Source organism: Pseudorhizobium banfieldiae (assembly GCF_000967425.1).
In the GTDB taxonomy this organism is placed as follows: Bacteria; Pseudomonadota; Alphaproteobacteria; order Rhizobiales; family Rhizobiaceae; genus Neorhizobium; species Neorhizobium banfieldiae.
Genome location: NZ_FO082820.1, coordinates 2,232,804 through 2,251,175, shown reverse-complemented (window position 1 = coordinate 2,251,175; position 18,372 = coordinate 2,232,804). Strand labels below are relative to the sequence as shown.

16 protein-coding genes are annotated in these 18,372 nt (G+C 61.8%); 6 read left to right on the top strand and 10 right to left on the bottom strand.

What is annotated here, in order from left to right; translation table 11 throughout:
* Positions 1-6 precede the first annotated feature (6 nt).
* Positions 7-981, bottom strand: a complete 975-nt coding sequence (trxB, locus tag NT26_RS10995; protein WP_052638864.1) for a thioredoxin-disulfide reductase — start codon at positions 979-981, stop codon at positions 7-9.
* A 230-nt stretch (positions 982-1,211) separates the two neighbouring features.
* Between trxB and NT26_RS10990 the strand changes: the two genes are divergently transcribed.
* Positions 1,212-1,679 (top strand): Lrp/AsnC family transcriptional regulator, encoded by a 468-nt coding sequence (locus tag NT26_RS10990; RefSeq protein WP_052642064.1) that lies wholly within the window; start codon positions 1,212-1,214, stop codon positions 1,677-1,679.
* A gap of 21 nt (positions 1,680-1,700) precedes the next feature.
* On the opposite strand, the gene NT26_RS10985 is transcribed toward NT26_RS10990, so the two are convergent.
* The 4 genes from NT26_RS10985 to greA form a co-directional block, all read right to left on the bottom strand.
* On the bottom strand, positions 1,701-2,432 hold the full coding sequence (locus NT26_RS10985; protein ID WP_065814530.1) for a hypothetical protein: 732 nt from the start codon (positions 2,430-2,432) through the stop codon (positions 1,701-1,703).
* Positions 2,433-2,473: 41 nt separating this feature from the next.
* The gene (locus tag NT26_RS10980; protein ID WP_244467604.1) at positions 2,474-3,232 is read right to left on the bottom strand and encodes a hypothetical protein; all 759 of its coding nucleotides are present in this window, start codon (positions 3,230-3,232) and stop codon (positions 2,474-2,476) included.
* Between the two features lie 87 nt (positions 3,233-3,319).
* Positions 3,320-4,360, bottom strand: a complete 1,041-nt coding sequence (locus NT26_RS10975; RefSeq protein ID WP_052642060.1) for a glycosyltransferase family 4 protein — start codon at positions 4,358-4,360, stop codon at positions 3,320-3,322.
* A gap of 16 nt (positions 4,361-4,376) precedes the next feature.
* Positions 4,377-4,853: a transcription elongation factor GreA gene (gene greA / locus NT26_RS10970; protein WP_052638862.1), complete on the bottom strand. Its 477-nt coding sequence runs from the start codon at positions 4,851-4,853 to the stop codon at positions 4,377-4,379.
* A 230-nt stretch (positions 4,854-5,083) separates the two neighbouring features.
* On the opposite strand from greA, the gene NT26_RS10965 reads away from it, so the two are divergent.
* Entirely contained in the window at positions 5,084-6,316 is a 1,233-nt protein-coding gene (locus tag NT26_RS10965; protein WP_052638861.1) for a putative DNA modification/repair radical SAM protein, read from the top strand.
* Entirely contained in the window at positions 6,316-7,776 is a 1,461-nt protein-coding gene (locus tag NT26_RS10960) for a UdgX family uracil-DNA binding protein (RefSeq protein WP_052638860.1), read from the top strand. Before NT26_RS10965 ends, NT26_RS10960 begins: the two co-directional genes overlap by 1 nt.
* Before the next feature lie 21 nt (positions 7,777-7,797).
* Here the strand turns inward: NT26_RS10960 and NT26_RS10955 are convergent, their stop codons facing one another.
* From NT26_RS10955 to carB, 5 genes are all read right to left on the bottom strand, one after another.
* Positions 7,798-9,342, bottom strand: a complete 1,545-nt coding sequence (locus NT26_RS10955) for an MFS transporter (protein ID WP_052638859.1) — start codon at positions 9,340-9,342, stop codon at positions 7,798-7,800.
* Between the two features lie 85 nt (positions 9,343-9,427).
* Positions 9,428-9,895: an SRPBCC domain-containing protein gene (locus tag NT26_RS10950; RefSeq protein WP_052638858.1), complete on the bottom strand. Its 468-nt coding sequence runs from the start codon at positions 9,893-9,895 to the stop codon at positions 9,428-9,430.
* A 1-nt stretch (position 9,896) separates the two neighbouring features.
* Positions 9,897-10,343: an SRPBCC domain-containing protein gene (locus tag NT26_RS10945; RefSeq protein WP_052638857.1), complete on the bottom strand. Its 447-nt coding sequence runs from the start codon at positions 10,341-10,343 to the stop codon at positions 9,897-9,899.
* Entirely contained in the window at positions 10,340-10,681 is a 342-nt protein-coding gene (locus NT26_RS10940; protein WP_052638856.1) for an ArsR/SmtB family transcription factor, read from the bottom strand. The genes NT26_RS10945 and NT26_RS10940 overlap by 4 nt, the downstream gene beginning before the upstream one ends.
* 88 nt (positions 10,682-10,769) lie before the next feature.
* Complete coding sequence (gene carB / locus NT26_RS10935; protein WP_052638855.1) at positions 10,770-14,255, bottom strand: carbamoyl-phosphate synthase large subunit; 3,486 nt, start codon at positions 14,253-14,255, stop codon at positions 10,770-10,772.
* Between the two features lie 303 nt (positions 14,256-14,558).
* On the opposite strand from carB, the gene NT26_RS10930 reads away from it, so the two are divergent.
* The 3 genes from NT26_RS10930 (at position 14,559) to NT26_RS10920 (ending at position 18,350) form a co-directional block, all read left to right on the top strand.
* Entirely contained in the window at positions 14,559-15,779 is a 1,221-nt protein-coding gene (locus NT26_RS10930; protein WP_052638854.1) for an MFS transporter, read from the top strand.
* A 79-nt stretch (positions 15,780-15,858) separates the two neighbouring features.
* Positions 15,859-16,764, top strand: coding sequence for a KPN_02809 family neutral zinc metallopeptidase (gene ypfJ / locus NT26_RS10925; RefSeq protein WP_052638853.1), 906 nt, complete (start codon positions 15,859-15,861; stop codon positions 16,762-16,764).
* A gap of 203 nt (positions 16,765-16,967) precedes the next feature.
* Complete coding sequence (locus NT26_RS10920; RefSeq protein ID WP_052638852.1) at positions 16,968-18,350, top strand: MATE family efflux transporter; 1,383 nt, start codon at positions 16,968-16,970, stop codon at positions 18,348-18,350.
* Positions 18,351-18,372: the final 22 nt, after the last annotated feature.

The following is an 18,372-nucleotide window of genomic DNA, read 5'->3' as shown; positions in this document are numbered from 1 at the left end:
ATCCGGTCACTCCGCGGCCTGAACGATCGGCTGGATGCCGGCAAGATAGCGTTCCGCCTCGAGCGCGGCCATGCATCCCAGCCCCGCGGCCGTGATGGCCTGCCGGAACGTGTCGTCGGTGACGTCGCCCGCTGCAAAGACGCCTGGAACGCTGGTGGCGGTCGAATCCGGCGCCGTCCAGAGATAGCCGTTCGGCTTCATCCGGAGCGTGTCCTTGAACAGTTCAGTCGCCGGCGCGTGGCCGATTGCGATGAAGACACCGTCGATTGCGTGTTCGCTCACTTCGCCGGTTCGCGTGTCGCGCAGCCTTACGCCATTGACCGAAGGCGGCATCGGAGGCTTGGCCGGCTCGCCGGTAATCTCGGCGATTTCCGTGTTCCACAGTACCTTCACGTTCGGTCGCTGGGACAGGCGTTCCGCCAGGATCTTCTCGGAGCGGAAGCTGTCGCGGCGATGAACGACGGTCACCGTCCTGGCGATATTGGAGAGGTAGAGGGCTTCCTCGACCGCAGAATTGCCGCCGCCGACGACGATGACGTCCTTGTTGCGGTAGAAGAAGCCGTCGCAGGTTGCACAGGCGGAGACGCCGAAGCCTTGGAAGCGCTGCTCGCTTTCGATGCCCAGCCACTTCGCCTTCGCGCCCGTTGCAATGATCAGCGTGTCGGCCGTCCAGATGGCGCCCGAATCAGTGCTGACCGTAAAGGGACGGCGAGCGAGTTCAACTTCGGTAACGAGGTCGTTGACGATCTCGGCGCCGACATGGACTGCCTGATTGAGCATCTGCTCCATCAACCAAGGTCCCTGGATCGGGTCAGCAAAGCCGGGATAGTTCTCGACATCGGTCGTGATCATCAGTTGGCCGCCCTGTTCCATCCCGGCGATCAGGACGGGTTTCAGCATGGCGCGCGCCGCGTAGATGGCGGCCGTATAGCCGGCAGGGCCGGAGCCGATGATGAGTACTTCAGTATGGCGGGCAGACATCGAATTTCCTTTCAGCGGGCCGATCGTCGCGCGGTCGCGCTTCCTCATATAAGGAGGCCGATGCCAATCTGCCGCTCTTACTGCCATTTAAGGGTGATCCATGCGCTACATCAAGGGCAGCCTTGCGTTAACAACAGATCAGTTGGCACGACGGAGCGGATATGCCTGCGCACATTCTTGCGTTCAAGCGGCTTTCGACTAAAAGCTTCGGGAAAACGAAGGGGATGACCGTGCTTCGCGCCGACCTGGACGCCATCGACATCAAGATATTGCGCGAACTTCAACGCGACGGACGGATGACCAATGTGGAGCTGGCCGAACGGGTGGGGATATCCGCCCCGCCTTGTCTCCGGCGGGTACGCAAGCTTGAAGAGGGCGGGGTGATCGAGGGCTATCACGCACTGCTCAACGGGCCGAAGCTCGGCTTCGATCTCGTCGCCTTCTGCATGGTCGGCCTGAAACGGCAGGCCGATGCCGACCTCAAATCCTTCGCGAAGCGTGTGGAGGCCTGGCCGATCGTGCGCGAGGCCTGGATGGTGTCCGGCGACAGCGATTTCCTGCTGCGCTGCACGGCCCAAAATCTGACCGTATTTCAGAACTTCGTGATCGAGGAGCTGACGGCGGATGAGCACGTCGATACGGTTCGCACCATGCTGACCATCCGCCAGGTGAAGCAGTTGGGGCTGGTGGAAGTGTAAGACGTCCTTCGGGGTGGGACTTCAATCCCACCAAGCGTTTCTTTGGCGGTGATGGAGGGCCCGTAGCCGGCTATAGGCGGTGTCGTGTTCCTGAAGACGCGCAAATACCTCGGCGGCCAACTCGCCTGCGGGACCGTGAGCGAAGTAAGGTTCTAGCCTCCAGCGCATGTTGCGAAGCGTATCATCAATGCCGACGTTGATGAACGTTAACCCGTCGAACAACGCGCGATAGCCATTATTGACCCGCTTGATGCGCTCTTTCTGTACTGTGCTCTCCCCACCGTGAATGAACCGGTCGGTCTCGCAGACCTTGATCGTGTTGACGAGAAGGGATGTCATCATGGCAGTAGCCCGCGTGAGAGGATCTTCGTCGTGATCAGCAAAGGTGTCGGCAGCTGATACCAGCCATCTCAGATCCGATCGCTCGCGAAGAAAGGCGCTTTCCCGCTCCCAAAGAGCCCGGAAACGCCGATAATTCTCGTGGGTGTCAAATTCGCGGCGGACCAACACGATCAACTTGGCATGATGGAAAAGAAGTTCAGGTTTTCCGGCGAATTGGATGCGCAGGTTGTCCATATGCTTGTCGAGTGACTTGATCTGGCCCATTTCGGGCGTTCTATTATCAGACTCGACCAGCATAGATTTCAGTTGCTCAAGGTCTTCGGGTAGATCCGAATGCTTGCGCCCACCCCATCTGCGTTGATGACGCGTAAACGAGAAGAAGCTTTCAAACCGGGTCTTTTTTCTGGGCATTAACCTTTCACTCCCGCGGGACGCGGTCTCATCGTCTCGGGTTAGACGCTATCCGACATCCAGGCTCGCCGCAGCCAGTCCACGTTGCCGATACGGCGATACCACTTCTGCCCGCCACCGGCCAACACCTCGCTCATCTTCGGATTGCCGGCGAACACAATGATACGTGCGCCTGACGGGGGAGCGGGATTGGCAAAAAAGCTCTTCAGGTAGCGAGGCACGCAAGCATTCTTGAAGCTAACGCACCATTGCGCCGGCCAGTAGCGTAGCTCCCCGTCCTTGAAGACGCGGTCGCTAAGGAATTGCTGCTCATGCTCGAATTCGACGGCGGCCTGTCCGGGATCGGCTAGGTAGTCGTCCAGAATGTGCGCATGTTTTCCGAATTCGAATCGGAAGACCGAGCTGTTGCCCACCATCGCGAGGAAGCGGTTACGGCTTGGGTTTATCTTCCTCAGCGGCTTCGAGCGGAACAGGTCGTCGTCGCGAATGATGAAGAACTGCCCTTCAAGGTCGAAAAACGGGTCGATGTCGTCGATGATGACAAGGTCCAGGTCGAGGAAAAGCGTGGGACCTGCAAGTCCGGCCAGATCGGCGGCCAAGATGGAGAGCTTCCGCCAGCGAAGGTCCGTTTCGCCCTGACGCATCTGTAGAAGCGGCAGGGGCTGTACATCGATCTCGGGGTTCAGTCCGCTTGCATCGTCGGTGAAGCAGACGAAGCGGTGTGGGCGCCGAAGGTGCCTAGTGACGCCGTTGAAGAGATTGTTCACGTAGTCGGGACCATAAAGGGTCCCCCACTTCATGCAGATGACGTTGACAGGATCATCGGGATTGGAAGAGGCCATAGGATGCCGACGGGAGACTGAGGGACGGATTAGGTAACCAGTCGGTTAGAGATTGATCATTGCGCTGTAAACCCTCTCAAGCGCCTCGGCTTCTCCACGAAGTGCAAAACTTGCGCGAACATGCTCCAGTCCCTTGCGCCCATGCTCTTCCGCGAGGGCTGGGTCGGCCAGATAAGGTTCGATCGCATCGCGCAACGCGTCGTAGTTTCCGGCAGGCACAATCGCTCCCGTCTCGCCGGCGACGATCTGCTCTGCATAGGCTCCGGCATCGCTCGCCACGACGGCGGTCTGCGAAGCCATGGCTTCCAGCGGAGTGAGCCCGAAGCCTTCGTTGCGGGAGGGGGCGACATAGAGCGTCAGGCGGCGATACCATGGCTTGATGTCGTCGACTTCGCCCAGGAAACGGATGCGGTCCGACAGGCCGGCTTCGGCGACAGCGCGCTTCAACTCGTCCCCGAACACCTGGTGCTCGGCCGTAACCCGCCCGCAGACGACGGCTGTCCAGTCGGGGTGCTGCGGCAGGAGTTCGATCATCGCGCGGACGAAGAGATCAGTCCCCTTCTGGTGGCGAACACGTCCGAAGCAACCAACGAGGAAGCGGCCCGGCAAGCCGGTCGCGCCGATCGTATCGTCCAGATCCTGAGGAGGATGGAAAACCTCAAGGTCGATGCCGTGCCGGATGACGGTATGGGGAACTTCCAGGAAGGAGCCGGAGCGGGCGCTGGTCGCGACCACCGCATCCATCTGGCGGATGAGCCATTTCGTATAGCGGGAGTGATTGCGTTGTGCCGCGGAGGTGAAGAGGAGCTTCAGCGGCATGCGCAGGACGGATCGCATGAGGATGCCGGGCAGCATTTCACTGTTGCGCCGGGCGTGCCAGATGCGACTGCGCCCGCCCGCGGGGCGTTTCCAGAGCTCCGGCAGTTGCGCCCATCGCATCTTCGGCAGGCTGTCGGGAAGTCCCGGCCCCAGCGTGACAATGCCGCGGCCGAGCCGCACCTGTTCGGGCACGAGCTGGACTACGGTCGACGTCACCCCGGACAAGCGCCGCTTAAAGTGCGGCGCGATCACGGTGATGTCTCTCAGCGAGCTCAAGGGGGCGTCAGCCCCAGCTGACGGAGAGGATCTCGTAGCCCTTGGAGCCACCGGGCGCATTGACCTCGATCGAGTCGCCGGCTTCCTTGCCGATCATGGCACGGGCTATCGGCGAGGAAACGGAAATCCGCCCCGCCTTCACGTCGGCCTCCTGGTCGCCGACGATCTGGTAGGTCTTTTCCTCGTCGGTGTCTTCGTCAACGAGCTTGACGGTGGCGCCGAACTTGATCTTCGAGCCAGACATCTTCGTCAGATCGATTACTTCGGCCCGCGCGATAAGATCCTCCAGCTCGGTAATCCGGCCCTCGTTATGGCTCTGAGCTTCCTTGGCCGCATGGTACTCCGCATTCTCCGAGAGATCGCCATGAGCGCGTGCCTCTGCGATCGCCTCGATGATGCGGGGACGCTCTTCCTGCTGGCGCCAGCGCAGTTCTTCTTGCAGCTGGGTGAAGCCATTCTGCGTCATCGGTACCTTTTCGACCATTTCCTTGCCCTTCACGATGCAACCGCGCTCGTCGCGGCCACAAAAAGAAACAGGTTCCGGAGTGAAACTTCGGAACCATCCACACATCAGAATTTCTGGAACTATAACAGAGATCATCGCGAAAGTTCCAGCAATTTCGAGATGGGGCGGGTTGCGCCGGTTTCAAGGTCCCGGCGGAGTTGCGACCGGTCCCTTGACCCGACTTAAAAGAACATATAGTGAACGCACTAATGAAGAAGTCGCTAAAAGAACGATTGGTCATTCTCTCCGACGCCGCCAAATATGACGCATCCTGCGCCTCCAGCGGTACCGCCAAGCGCAGCTCGGAGGCTTCCGGCGGATTGGGGTCCACGGAAGGATCGGGTATCTGCCATGCCTATGCACCCGACGGTCGCTGCATCTCGCTCCTGAAGATCCTGCTCACGAACTTCTGCATCTATAACTGCGCCTATTGCATCAACCGCTCGTCCAGCAATGTGGAGCGGGCGCGGTTCTCGGTGGAGGAGGTGATCTGGCTGACGCTGGAGTTCTACCGTCGCAACTATATCGAAGGGCTTTTTCTTTCGTCGGGCATCATCCGCTCCTCCGACCACACGATGGAGGAGATGGTGCGGATCGCCCGGGAACTGAGAGCGACTCACAACTTCCGGGGCTATATTCATCTCAAGTCCATTCCAGAGGCCTCTCCTCATCTGATCGAGGAGGCGGGGCTCTACGCAGACCGGCTGTCGCTCAACATCGAACTGCCGACCGATGCCGGCATTACCCGATATGCGCCGGAAAAGCAGCCGGATGGCATTCGTCGCTCTATGGGCGAACTGCGGCTCAAGATAGAGGAAATGAGCGAGCCGACGCTGCAGACGAAGCGAAAGCGCCGTTTTGCTCCTGCCGGACAGAGCACACAGATGATCGTCGGCGCGGACGGCGCCAATGACGCAACGATCCTCGGAACGAGCGCGCGGCTCTATGGAAGCTATGGCCTGAAGCGCGTCTACTATTCCGCCTTCAGCCCCATTCCGGATTCATCGAAGAACCTTCCGCTAATCAAGCCGCCGCTGATGCGCGAGCATCGGCTCTACCAAGCGGATTGGCTTTACCGGTTCTATGGGTTCGATATCGGCGAGATCACGTCGGCGCGCGCAGACGGTATGCTCGATCTGGATCTCGATCCGAAGCTCGCCTGGGCGCTGGGGCATCGCCACCGGTTTCCGGTTGATATCAATCGTGCCGACCGGGAAATGCTGCTGCGAGTGCCGGGGCTCGGCACCAAGACGGTGAAGGCAATCCTCTCGGCGCGCCGGTTTTCGCGGCTGCGGCTGGACGACCTGAAGCGGCTCGGCGTGTCGCTGAAGAGGGTGCGGCCCTTCATCACCGTCGACGGCTGGACGCCGCACCGCCTCGTCGACCGGCCGGATCTGCGGGCGATGTTCGAGCCGAAGCCGGAACAGTTGTCGCTGCTCTGATGTATACCGTCACGCTGGAGGGCAGGGGCGATCTTGGCGAGTGGCGAGAGGCTGCGCGCCCGCTTCTCCAGGCCGGTGTGGACCCGGATAAGGTTGTCTGGCAGACGCCGGACGCGACGGGCGGCCTCTTTGCCGACGAGCCGCAGAATGTGCTGCCGCCGAGCGTGCAGGGCAAAGCTATTTCGGTGCCGCCCGATTTCCTTAAACTAGCGGGCGCGGTCGTCTGCCACAGTGATCCGCGACGTTTCGCGCTGCTCTACAGGCTCCTCGCCCGGTTGGCGCGCGACCGATACACACTGGCAATGGCGGCCGATGTCGATGTGGTGGAAGCACGGCAGATGGCGAAGTCCGTCGGGCGTGACTATCACAAGATGACGGCCTTTGTGCGTTTCAAGGAATTGCCGCTGCCACCGGGAACCGCCGGACGGCGGCGCTTCGTCGCCTGGTTCGAGCCGGATCATTTCATCGTCGAGCGGGTCGCACCCTTCTTCCAACGCCGGTTCAACGACATGGACTGGCTGATCGCGACGCCCAAGGGATCGGCGTCCTGGGATGGCGAGACATTGCGCACGACGACCGAGCCTGCGGAGAAGCCGCATCTCAAGGACGAGACGGATGATCTGTGGCGGACCTATTATGCATCCATCTTCAATCCTGCTCGATTGAAGGTGAAGGCGATGACGGCGGAGATGCCGAAGAAATACTGGAAGAACCTGCCTGAGGCGGAGCTTATTCCGGGTCTTATCGCCAATGCCGAGCGCAATGTGCTGGAGATGGCGGCAAAGGCTGCAAGTGAGCCCCTGCCGTTTCACCATCGGCTTCAGGCTGCCGCGGAAAGCGTGCCGCCGGTTGCAACGGCTCCTGCGGGAACACTGGAGGCGGTCAGGCAAGAGGCGCGACACTGCACCCGTTGCCCGCTCCACTGCATGGCAACGCAGACCGTATTCGGGCAGGGGCCGGAGCAGGCGAAGGTGATGGTCGTTGGGGAGCAGCCAGGCGACCAGGAGGATCTTGCCGGCAGGCCGTTCGTCGGGCCGGCGGGGAAGGTGTTCAATGACGTCCTGCAGGAGGTGGGCCTTGATCGGCGTTTTCTGTACGTCACCAACGCGGTGAAGCACTTCAAGTACGAGGCGCGTGGCAAGCGACGCATCCACCAGAAGCCGAACCAAGGCGAGATCCAGCAATGCCGCTGGTGGCTGAAGCAGGAGCTTGATCTCGTGCAGCCGAAACTGATCGTCGCCATGGGAGCGACGGCCTATTTTGCACTGACGGACGAGAAGCAGAAGCTCGCGGATGTCCGAGGCAAGCCGCTGACCATGGAGGATGGACAGATCCTCTTCGTGACCGTCCACCCGTCCTATCTGCTGCGCATTCCGGATCCAGACTTGAAGGCGAAGGAGATGATCCGCTTCCGTCAGGATATGGAGTCCGTTCAAACGCTTGCGGCAGGCTTTGCATGAGCCGGTTGAGCTGTGCCTGGTTCAGTGGGATGCCAAAGCGCTCTCGTCGATCCGGGCTGCGGCATAGACGCGGCGGGCAAGCAAGGCGAGGAGAAGCAAGGTGGCGGTGGCGACGATGCAACAGAGCGAGAAGCCCAGCGCGAAGCCGCTCTTTGCCGCCGGGAGCCAGATGGCCGAGGCCGAGATTGGAAGCTGCTGGGCAGTCTCCACTGCACCGGCGAGGGTCTCCGACACTGCTTCCGCCTGCTGGGCGTTGAGCCCCCTGAGATCGGTGCCGTTCATCGCCGTCCGGTAGACGAGCGTTGCCAGGCTACCGAGGAGGGCGACGCCGAGCGCTCCGCCAAACTCGGCGCTTGTTTCCGAGATCGCCGAGGCCGAGCCCGCCCGTTCCGGCGGCGCCGTGCCGACGATCAGACCGGTCGTCGTCAGGATGACGGGAACGAAGCCGAGGCCGATGATCATGCTGGCGCCGAGGATGCCGAGCAGGCTCTCCGAATAGGCTGCGACGGCCATGGCCGCCGTGCCGATCGCATTCACCACCGGCCCGCCGAGCACGGTCCTGATCGGGCCGAAGTGGTTTGTGAAGCGGTAGGCCTGCAAGGACATGATCGTGAACACCAGGGCTGACGGTGCGGACCAGAGGGCGGCCCTCAGGGGCGAGAGCCCGAGCACGAGCTGAAGGAACAGGTTCTGGAACAGGAAGACGCCGAAGACAAAGAAGATGCCGGCGAGATTGACCAGCAGAGAGGCATTGAAGGCGGGATTTCGGAACAGGGCGAGGTCAATCAGGGGATGGGAAAGCCGCTTCTGGCGCCGAATGAAGACGGTGCCGAAGAAAAGCCCGACGGCAAGATACAGCAGCTGGATGAGCTCGAACCCGTCGGCGGCCATGTGCTTGATGCCGTAGATCACAGGCAGAACCGTCGCCAGCGACAGCAGCACGCTCACGAGATCGAGGCGGCCGGCGTCGTCGCTCTTGTACTCCGGCAGCAGGAACGGAGCGACCGCCAGGAGCACCAGCATGACCGGAATGTTGATGAGAAAGACCGCACCCCAGTGGAAGTATTGAAGCAGCAATCCACCGATCAGCGGGCCGACGAGACCTCCCAATGCGAACGCCGTGCCCCAGATGCCGATGGCCCTGTTTCGCTCCGCTTCATTGCGGAAGAGGTTGACGATCAGCGAGAGGGTTGAGGGAGCGATCGTAGCTCCGGCGATACCCAACAGCGCTCGTGAGGCGATCAGTTGTCCGGCTGTCTGCGAAAAGGCGGCGAGGGCCGACGCGACGCCGAAGGCGAACGCTCCGATCAACAGGACCCGCCGCCGGCCGATACGGTCGCCGAGGGTTCCCATGGTCATTAGGAAGCCTGCGACCATGAAACCGTAGATGTCATTGATCCACAGGAGTTGCGCCGCCGACGGATCAAGATCGGCGACGATTGCAGGCACCGCCAGAAACAGCACTGACAGATCCATGGAATAGATCAGGCAGGCGATCGAAAGGACGGACAGGCCGATCCATTCGCGCCTGCCTGCATGCTGAGGCGTTTCAACAGGTGCCGCCATCGTTGTTCTCCCCGAAAAACCGGCGGAGATTTTATCGAAACGGGGCGCTTGACAAGTGTCAGATCTGGCAAGCGCCCCCCATCGCTCAGGCTTGTGTCAGCGGTGCCGTGACATAGGCGTCGAGCCGCGCCAGTGTCTGCCTGCCGCCTTCGACCGCGCCGAACTTCATCGATTCTTCGCGTGCTTCCGGTGTGGGGAAGATGAGGGTGATCGCGATGCGGGTTCCTTCGCCTTCGGAGGTCAGCGTGATGGTTCCTTCGAACCAGGCGGGCTCTCCGATCTCGGCTCCATGGTCATAGGCAATTCGGCCGGGCGGGGTGATCTCCTTGTAGCGGATCCAGTTCGGCCAGTCCTTGTCCGGGCCATGCATCGTGTAACGCCAGACCCCGCCGACGGAAAAGTCCATCTCGTGCGTTTCAGTCCTGAAGCCATCAGGGCCCCACCATTGATCGAGGTGTCTTGCCTCCGTCAGCATCTTGAAGACGAGCTCCGGCGGGGCGGAGATGAGTCGGTCTACCTCAATGATCCTGTTGCTGTCTCGTACTGTCGTCATGTCAGCGTCCTTCGTTCAGCTGTTGGAGGAGGTCTTGGAGGCGGTCGAAATTCTGCTCGTTCGCGGCGGCAATGAACTTCTTGAGCTGCAGGTTTTCTTCGGTCGGCTCGAAGAGCATGCGCCAGTGGAGCCGGGTGCCGCCGCTTTCGCCGACGAACCGCATCTCCATGGTGTAGACGTGCATGGGGAGGTGATGCAGGAAGACGATCCGCTCAGTGGGCACGACTTCTTGGAATGTCGAGTGGTTGTCGAAGTCGGTGCCGTTCGACGCCGTCATGGTGATGCGCCAGTCACCGCCGGGGCGAAAGTCGAACTGGTCGATCCGGTTGGTGAAGCCGTGCGGCCCCCACCATTGCGTGAGCTTCTCCGGGTCTGCGAAAGCGTCGAAGAGGGTAGGCGGGTCGACCTCGAACAGGCGGTCGTTGAGGATCTCCATCTTCTCCGTCATTTTTGCTCTTCCTTCTCTTCCGTCTTCAAAGTCGCGAGATAACCCTCGAGCCGATCCAGCCTGTGTTCCCAGAGGGAGCGGTAGTCGCCCAGCCAGCCATCGACGGTCTTCAGCGTCTCGGGCTCCAGCCGGCAAGGGCGCCACTGTGCCGTGCGGCTGCGGGAGATCAGCTTTGCTCTCTCCAGAACCTTCAGGTGTTTGGAAACGGCGGGTAGGCTCATGTCGAAGGGTCCGGCCAGCTCGTTCACGGTCGCCTCTCCCCTTGCCAGCCGCGCGAGGATGGCGCGGCGCGTGGGGTCGGCAAGGGCGGCGAATGTCTGCGAAAGGGCATCGGCCATGGTTAGCCATCCGGTTAATTAACTGAAAGGCTAAATACAGCAGAAAAAGAAACCGGTCAATATCGGCCGACCGGTTCCTGGATGCTGGTTAGAAGTAGCTCTGCAGGGGGCGAACTTCGAGGTTGCCGGCCTTCAGCGCCCGGATCGCCATGGCAGCTGCTTCGGCACCGGCCATGGTGGTGTAGTAGGGCACCTTCTGCATCAGCGTTGCCCGACGCAGCGATTTGGAGTCGGAAATCGCCTTGTTGCCGTCCGTCGTGTTGATGACGAGCTGGACCTGCCGATTGCGGATCGCATCCTCGATGTGCGGACGTCCTTCCAAGACCTTGTTGATCTTCGTTGCGGAGATGCCCTGTTCGGCCAGAAAGCGGCAGGTGCCGCCGGTCGCTAGAACCTTGAAGCCAATTTCCGTCAGGATGCGGATCGCCGGCAGGACGCGCTGCTTGTCCTCGTCGCGGACTGAGACGAAGACCGTGCCTTCGCGCGGGAGTTCGACGCCGGCGCCGAGCTGGCTCTTGGCAAAGGCGAGCGCAAAGTCGGTGTCGAGACCGATGACTTCACCGGTGGAGCGCATTTCCGGCCCGAGAAGCGTGTCGACGCCGGGGAAACGGGCAAACGGGAAGACGGCTTCCTTGACGGCGATATGCTTCAGGTTGCGCGGGTCGGGCTTGGCCCCGTAGGCGCCGATCGCTGCGTCCAGCTTTTCGCCGGCCATGATGCGCGCAGCGATCTTGGCGATCGGCGCGCCGATGGTCTTGGCGACGAAAGGCACGGTCCGCGAGGCGCGCGGGTTAACCTCCAGCACGTAGATCGTACCATCCTTGATCGCGTACTGCACGTTCATCAGGCCGCCGACGTTGAGCGCCTTGGCAAGCGCCGTCGTCTGGCGTTCCAGCTCGTCCACCGTCTCCTTGGACAGTGAGCGGACCGGCAGCGAGCAGGCCGAGTCGCCGGAGTGGATGCCGGCTTCCTCGATGTGCTCCATGATGCCGGAGACGAAGACGCTCTCGCCGTCGCACAGCGCATCGACATCGACTTCAACGGCATTGGTTAGATAGCTGTCGAAGAGCAGCGGGTTCTTGCCGAGCAGGGTGTTGATCTGGCCGGTCTTGTCGTTCGGGTAGCGCTGCTTGATGTCTTCGGGAACGAGGCCCGGTACGGTGTCGAGCAGGTAGGTCTGAAGCATGGATTCGGAGTGGATGATCTGCATGGCGCGACCGCCGAGGACATAGGACGGGCGCACGACCAGCGGGAAGCCGATCTCGCCCGCCACCAGGCGCGCCTGCTCGACCGAATAGGCGATGCCATTGTTCGGCTGCATGAGGTCGAGCTTCATCAGGAGCTTCTGGAAGCGATCGCGATCTTCGGCAAGATCGATCATGTCGGGCGCCGTGCCGAGGATCGGGATGCCGTTCTTTTCCAGCGCTTCTGCAAGCTTCAGCGGGGTCTGGCCGCCGAACTGGACGATGACGCCGACGACTTCGCCCTTTTCCTGCTCGGCACGCAGGATCTCGATCACGTCTTCCGCCGTCAAGGGTTCGAAATAGAGGCGGTCGGAGGTATCGTAGTCGGTAGAGACCGTTTCCGGATTGCAGTTGATCATGATCGCTTCGAAACCGGCGTCCTTCAGAGCGAAGGCGGCGTGGCAGCAGCAGTAGTCGAACTCGATGCCCTGACCGATGCGGTTCGGGCCGCCGCCGAGGATGACCACCTTCTTGCGGTCGGAAACCTGCGCTTCGGAACGGAGCGAGCCGACGAAGGGGGTCTCGTAGGTGGAGTACATGTAGGCGGTGGGCGAGGCGAATTCGGCGGCGCAGGTGTCGATCCGCTTGAACACCGGGCGCACGTTCAGACCGTTACGCAGTTCGGCAACTTCCTTCGGACGCTTGCCGGAAAGGCTCGCAAGGCGGGCGTCGGAGAAGCCCATGGCCTTCAGCATGCGCAGGTTCTCGGCGTCGGTCGGCAGGCCGTGCTCGCGCACGCGCGCTTCCATGTCGACGATCGCCTTGAACTGGCTGATGAACCAAGGATCGATCTTGCAGCCTTCGTGGACGTCGGCTTCGGACATGCCCATGCGCAGCGCCTGGACGACCATGCGCAGACGATCCGGGGTAGGGGTGCCGATGGCGGCACGGATGGCGTTGTTGGCGTTTTCGCCATCTTCCAGGCCGGGGATCTCGATCTCGTCGAGGCCCGTGAGGCCGGTCTCCAGGCCGCGAAGCGCCTTCTGCAGCGACTCAGCGAATGTCCGGCCGATCGCCATGACCTCGCCGACCGACTTCATGGCGGTGGTCAGCGTCGGCTCTGCACCGGGAAACTTTTCGAAGGCAAAGCGCGGGATTTTGGTGACGACGTAGTCGATCGACGGCTCGAAGGAGGCAGGCGTGGCACCGCCGGTGATGTCGTTTTCCAGCTCGTCCAGCGTGTAGCCGACGGCGAGCTTGGCCGCGACCTTGGCGATGGGGAAGCCGGTGGCCTTGGAGGCCAGTGCCGAGGAGCGCGAGACGCGCGGGTTCATCTCGATGACGACGAGACGACCGTCCTTCGGGTTGACGGCGAACTGCACGTTGGAGCCGCCAGTTTCCACACCGATCTCGCGCAGCACCGCAATCGAGGCGTTGCGCATGATCTGGTATTCCTTGTCCGTCAGCGTCAGTGCCGGCGCAACAGTGATGGAGTCGCCCGTGTGGACGCCCATCGGGTCGATATTCTCGATCGAGCAGATGATGATGCAGTTGTCCGCCTTGTCGCGGATCACCTCCATCTCATACTCCTTCCAGCCGAGCACCGACTCCTCGATCAGGACCTCGGTTGTGGGCGAGGCGTCGAGGCCGGATCCGACGATCTCGAAGAATTCGGAGCGGTTGTAGGCGATGCCACCGCCAGTGCCGCCGAGCGTGAAGGAGGGACGAATGATAGCCGGCAGACCGACCACATCGATTGCCTGGGCGGCGATCGCCATGGCATGGCTCATGTAGCGCTGCTTGCGATCGGTCTCGCCGAGGTTCCACTGGTTCTCGAGTTCGTCGAGCGCCTTGTCCAGCGCGTCACCGGAAAGGCTTGCACGCAGCTTCGCGCGTTCCGCTTCGTGCGCGTTGCGATCCTTTTCCTTGATCTCCGTCGCATTGGCGAGCATCGACTTCGGCGTCTCGAGCCCGATCTTCGCCATCGCCTCGCGGAAGAGGGCACGGTCCTCGGCCTTGTCGATGGCTTCCGGCTTGGCGCCGATCATCTCGACATTGTAGCGGTCGAGGACGCCCATGCGCTTCAGCGAGAGCGCCGTGTTCAGGGCCGTCTGGCCGCCCATGGTCGGCAGGAGTGCATCGGGACGCTCCTTGGCGATGATCTTGGCGACGACTTCGGGCGTGATCGGCTCGACATAGGTCGCGTCGGCGAGGCCCGGATCGGTCATGATGGTCGCCGGGTTAGAGTTGACCAGGATCACCCGGTAGCCTTCCTCGCGCAGCGCCTTGCAGGCCTGGGTGCCGGAATAGTCGAACTCACATGCCTGGCCGATGACGATCGGGCCTGCGCCGATGATGAGGATCGATTTGATGTCTTGGCGCTTGGGCATAGCTTCTTTCCGTTTCCTGGCTGCGCGAAAAACCGGCCAAGGTGGAAGGTTCACCGGCCGGGCGCATGAGCTTGGTCTTTTGAGGCTAGACGCGGCTTATAGGCAAATGTCGAAGCGAACGGAACCCCATAATTTGCCAAATCGACAGGAATTGATGGCGCCCAAAATGCGCTAGGAAAGAGGAATTGCATACAGCCGTACTGCGAGCCCGTTCATTGGCATGGACAGGACGAATCCGCAAGAATAGACCTGCAGTTTTCCGCGGCATGGCGACGCAGCCGCGTACTGCATGGAGAAGACTTCATGGTCGATGCCACCTCTCAGCCGATCGGCACGCCAGCGACCGCCGTGGCCGAGAAGACCGTTCTGCCGATCATCCTGGCGACGAGCTTCTGCCACATGCTCAACGACATCATGCAGTCGATGATTTCCGCGATCTACCCGATGCTGAAGGCCGACTTCAATCTCGAATTCTGGCAGATCGGCCTGCTGACGCTTGCCTTCCAGTGCACCGCGTCGCTGCTGCAGCCGATCATCGGCACGATCACAGACAAGAAGCCTTATCCCTATTCGCTGCCCATCGGTATGGGCTCGACCTTTCTCGGCCTGCTGCTGCTGGCCGGATCCCATACCTACGTGATCCTCGTGCTTGCCGCGGCCATGGTTGGGATCGGCTCCGCCGTCTTCCACCCGGAGGCATCCCGCGTCGCCCGTCTCGCCGCCGGCGGCCGCTATGGCTTTGCCCAGGCGACCTTTCAGGTGGGCGGCAACTTCGGCCAGTCGATCGGGCCCCTGCTTGCGGCTTTCCTGATCGTCCCGAACGGGCAGGGCAGTGTCGCCTGGTTTTCCGGCATCGCACTGCTCGGCATCATTGTGCTCACCTGGATCGCGCGCTGGTACAAGGCACACATGCTCGCCAGCAAGGGACGCAAGAAGGCGCTTCACGCCCACAGTCTTCCCAGACGCGCCGTGGTGATCGCGCTCGTGGTGCTGACGATCCTGACCTTCTCGAAGAACGCCTACATGGCCTCGATCAGCAGTTACTACACCTTCTTCGTGATCGAACGCTTCGGGGTCACCGTGCAGCAGTCGCAGATCATGCTCTTCGTGTTCCTCGGTTCGATTGCGCTGGGCACCGTCGTTGGCGGGCAGGTCGGCGACCGGTTCGGGTCGAAGGTGGTAATCTGGATCTCGATCCTCGGGGTGCTGCCTTTTACGCTTGCGATGCCCTTCGCCAGCCTGCCGATGACGATCCTTCTCTCGGCAATCATCGGCTTTCTCATGGCCTCCTCCTTCCCCGCCATTGTCGTAATGGCGCAGGAGCTCGTTCCGGGGCGGGTGGGCATGATCGCCGGCATTTTCTTCGGCATCGCCTTTGGTGTCGGCGGCATCGCCGCAGCGCTTCTCGGCGTGCTCGCCGACAGCTATGGCCTCTCCACGGTCTATACCATTTGTGCATTCCTGCCGGCGCTCGGGCTCCTGACGATCTTCCTGCCGGGAAAGAGCGCCCTGCGGGTTGCCTAGAACGGTAGGTAACAGGGGACTGGATCATCTTTGCCTTCGCCGCGTTGTACGGTCCTCAAGAGCCTGAGGAGAGCGTGAGATGGAATGGAGAGGTCGCCGCCAGTCGAGCAATGTCGAGGATCGGCGCGGAGCCGGAGGGCGTAGCCCGTTCGGGCGTGGCGGCCTGCGCATCCCCGCCGGGCGTGGTGGCGTTCGCCGGGCCGGTGGCGGCATCGGCATCGGCGGCATCATCCTGATCCTGATCATCTCGTGGATCCTCGGCATCAACCCGCTGACATTGCTCTCAGGCGGCGATATCGGCCTCGATGGCGGTGGCTACGAGCAACAGACCAGCAGCGCTCCGGCTGACGACGAAACGGCGGCATTCATCCGAACTGTGCTTGCCGAGACCGAGGATACCTGGAACGGCATCTTCCAGGCGAGCGGCGAGAATTACCGCGAACCGACCCTGGTGCTGTTCTCGGGCCAGGTGCAGTCTGCCTGTGGCTTTGCGTCCGCCGCCACGGGGCCCTTTTACTGCCCCGGCGACGAGAAGGTCTATCTCGACACCTCCTTCTTCCAAGAGCTCAAGCAGAAGTTCGGTGCAGCAGGCGATTTTGCGGAAGCCTACGTGATCGCCCATGAAGTCGGTCACCACGTTCAGAACCTCATAGGTGTGCTGCCGCGCTTCAACCAGGCCCGGCAGCGGATGAGCGAAGTCGAGGCCAATCGCATGTCGGTTCGCGTGGAGTTGCAGGCTGACTGCTTTGCCGGCGTCTGGGCCAAGTTCACGGACCAGAGGGGCCTGCTGGAACAGGGTGACCTCGAGGAGGCCCTCAATGCCGCGCAGCAGATCGGCGACGATACACTGCAGAAGCGCAGCCAGGGCTATGTGGTGCCGGAGAGCTTCAACCATGGCACTTCCGCGCAGCGGATGGAATGGTTCGGTCGCGGTTTCGAGAGCGGTGATGTCAACGCCTGCGACACCTTCTCAGCCGATCTGTAAGCCGCCGGCCACTTGCGAGGCGTTTCCGTTCGGTGTTCGTGCAGGATTGGTTCCCATCTGCCATCAACATTCTTGGCGGTCGCATCAATAACATTGACTGTTGATGCATTGTTGCAGCTTCCGGCCGCCGCTAGGTATGGCATCGACGCCGCGCCGCCGCTTGCCATGTCTGGAAGCGGCGTTTTTGCGCTTGGAGATGCCGCATGTCCAGCCACACCATCTCATCTGACCCGCCGCGCGGGGTGAACGCCTGGGGACACCATATCCGTTCGACCATCGGCCTCGGCATCCCTTTCGTGGGGGCGCAGTTGGCGCAGATGGCGATCAACACCACCGACGTTATCATGGTTGGCTGGCTGGGGACGGTAGAACTGGCGGCTGTGGTGCTCGGAAGCCAGGCCTTCTTCATCGTCTTCATCTTCGGCTCTGGGTTCGCAGCGGCGGTCGTGCCCATGGTGGCGCATGCCGTCGGGCAGGGGGATGTGACCTCCGTGCGACGCGCGGTGCGGATGGGGATCTGGGTCGTGCTGGCCTATGGACTTCTCACGTTCCCGATCCTGTTCTTCTCCAAGCCGATCCTGATGCTGCTGGGGCAGGAGGAGCAGGTCGCGACAGTTGCCCAGGATTATCTGCGCGTGGCGCAATGGGGCATCTTCCCGGCCCTGACGCTCATGGTTCTTCGCAGCTTCCTGAGCGGACTGGAGCGCGGGAGCATCATTCTCTATGTCACGATCGGCATGTTCCTGGCCAATGCGCTCCTCAACTATGCCCTGATCTTCGGGAACTTCGGTGCACCCGCCTGGGGCCTGGTCGGGGCAGCCGTCGCGTCGGTTTGTGCCAGCACGATCGGCTGTGTCGCGATGATCATCTACATCGAAAGCCGGGTGCAGACCCGCATTTACGAGTTGTTCGTTCGCTTCTGGCGCGCTGACTGGGGCGCCATCCGCGAAAACCTCGTGCTCGGCCTGCCGATCAGCTTTACGATCCTCGCCGAGACGAGTCTCTTTGCAGCCGCGTCGCTGATGATCGGCACGATCGGCACCAGAGAACTCGCGGCCCATGGTATCGCGCTGCAACTGGCGTCCATCGCCTTCATGATACCCCTCGGGCTGGCGCAGGTTGCGACGGTGCGGGTCGGGCTCGCCTACGGCCGGCGTGACATGCAGGGGGTAAGGCGTGCGGCCGTGGCAGTACTGCTGGTCAGCCTCGTCTTCTCGATCTGCGGAAGTACGCTGTTTGCCCTTCTGCCGCGGGTGCTCGGTGGGCTCTTTCTCGACACGACGCGGGAGGATGCACAGGCGGTGCTCGACTATGCGGCAACGCTGATCGTAATTGCGGGTGTGTTCCAGTTGGCGGACGGATTGCAGGCGGTGGGGGCTGGACTGCTGCGGGGGCTCAAGGACACCACGATACCCATGGTGCTGGCGCTGATTGCCTACTGGCCGATCGGTTTTGCCTGCGCCTGGATCTTCGCCTTTCCGCTGGGCTATGGCGGCCCAGGCGTCTGGTTCGGCTTCGTCACCGGTCTTGCTGCCGCGGCCGCGATGCTGTGCGGTCGCTTCTACCTCCTCGTGCGATCCAAATGAAAAAGGCCCGCTTGCGCGGGCC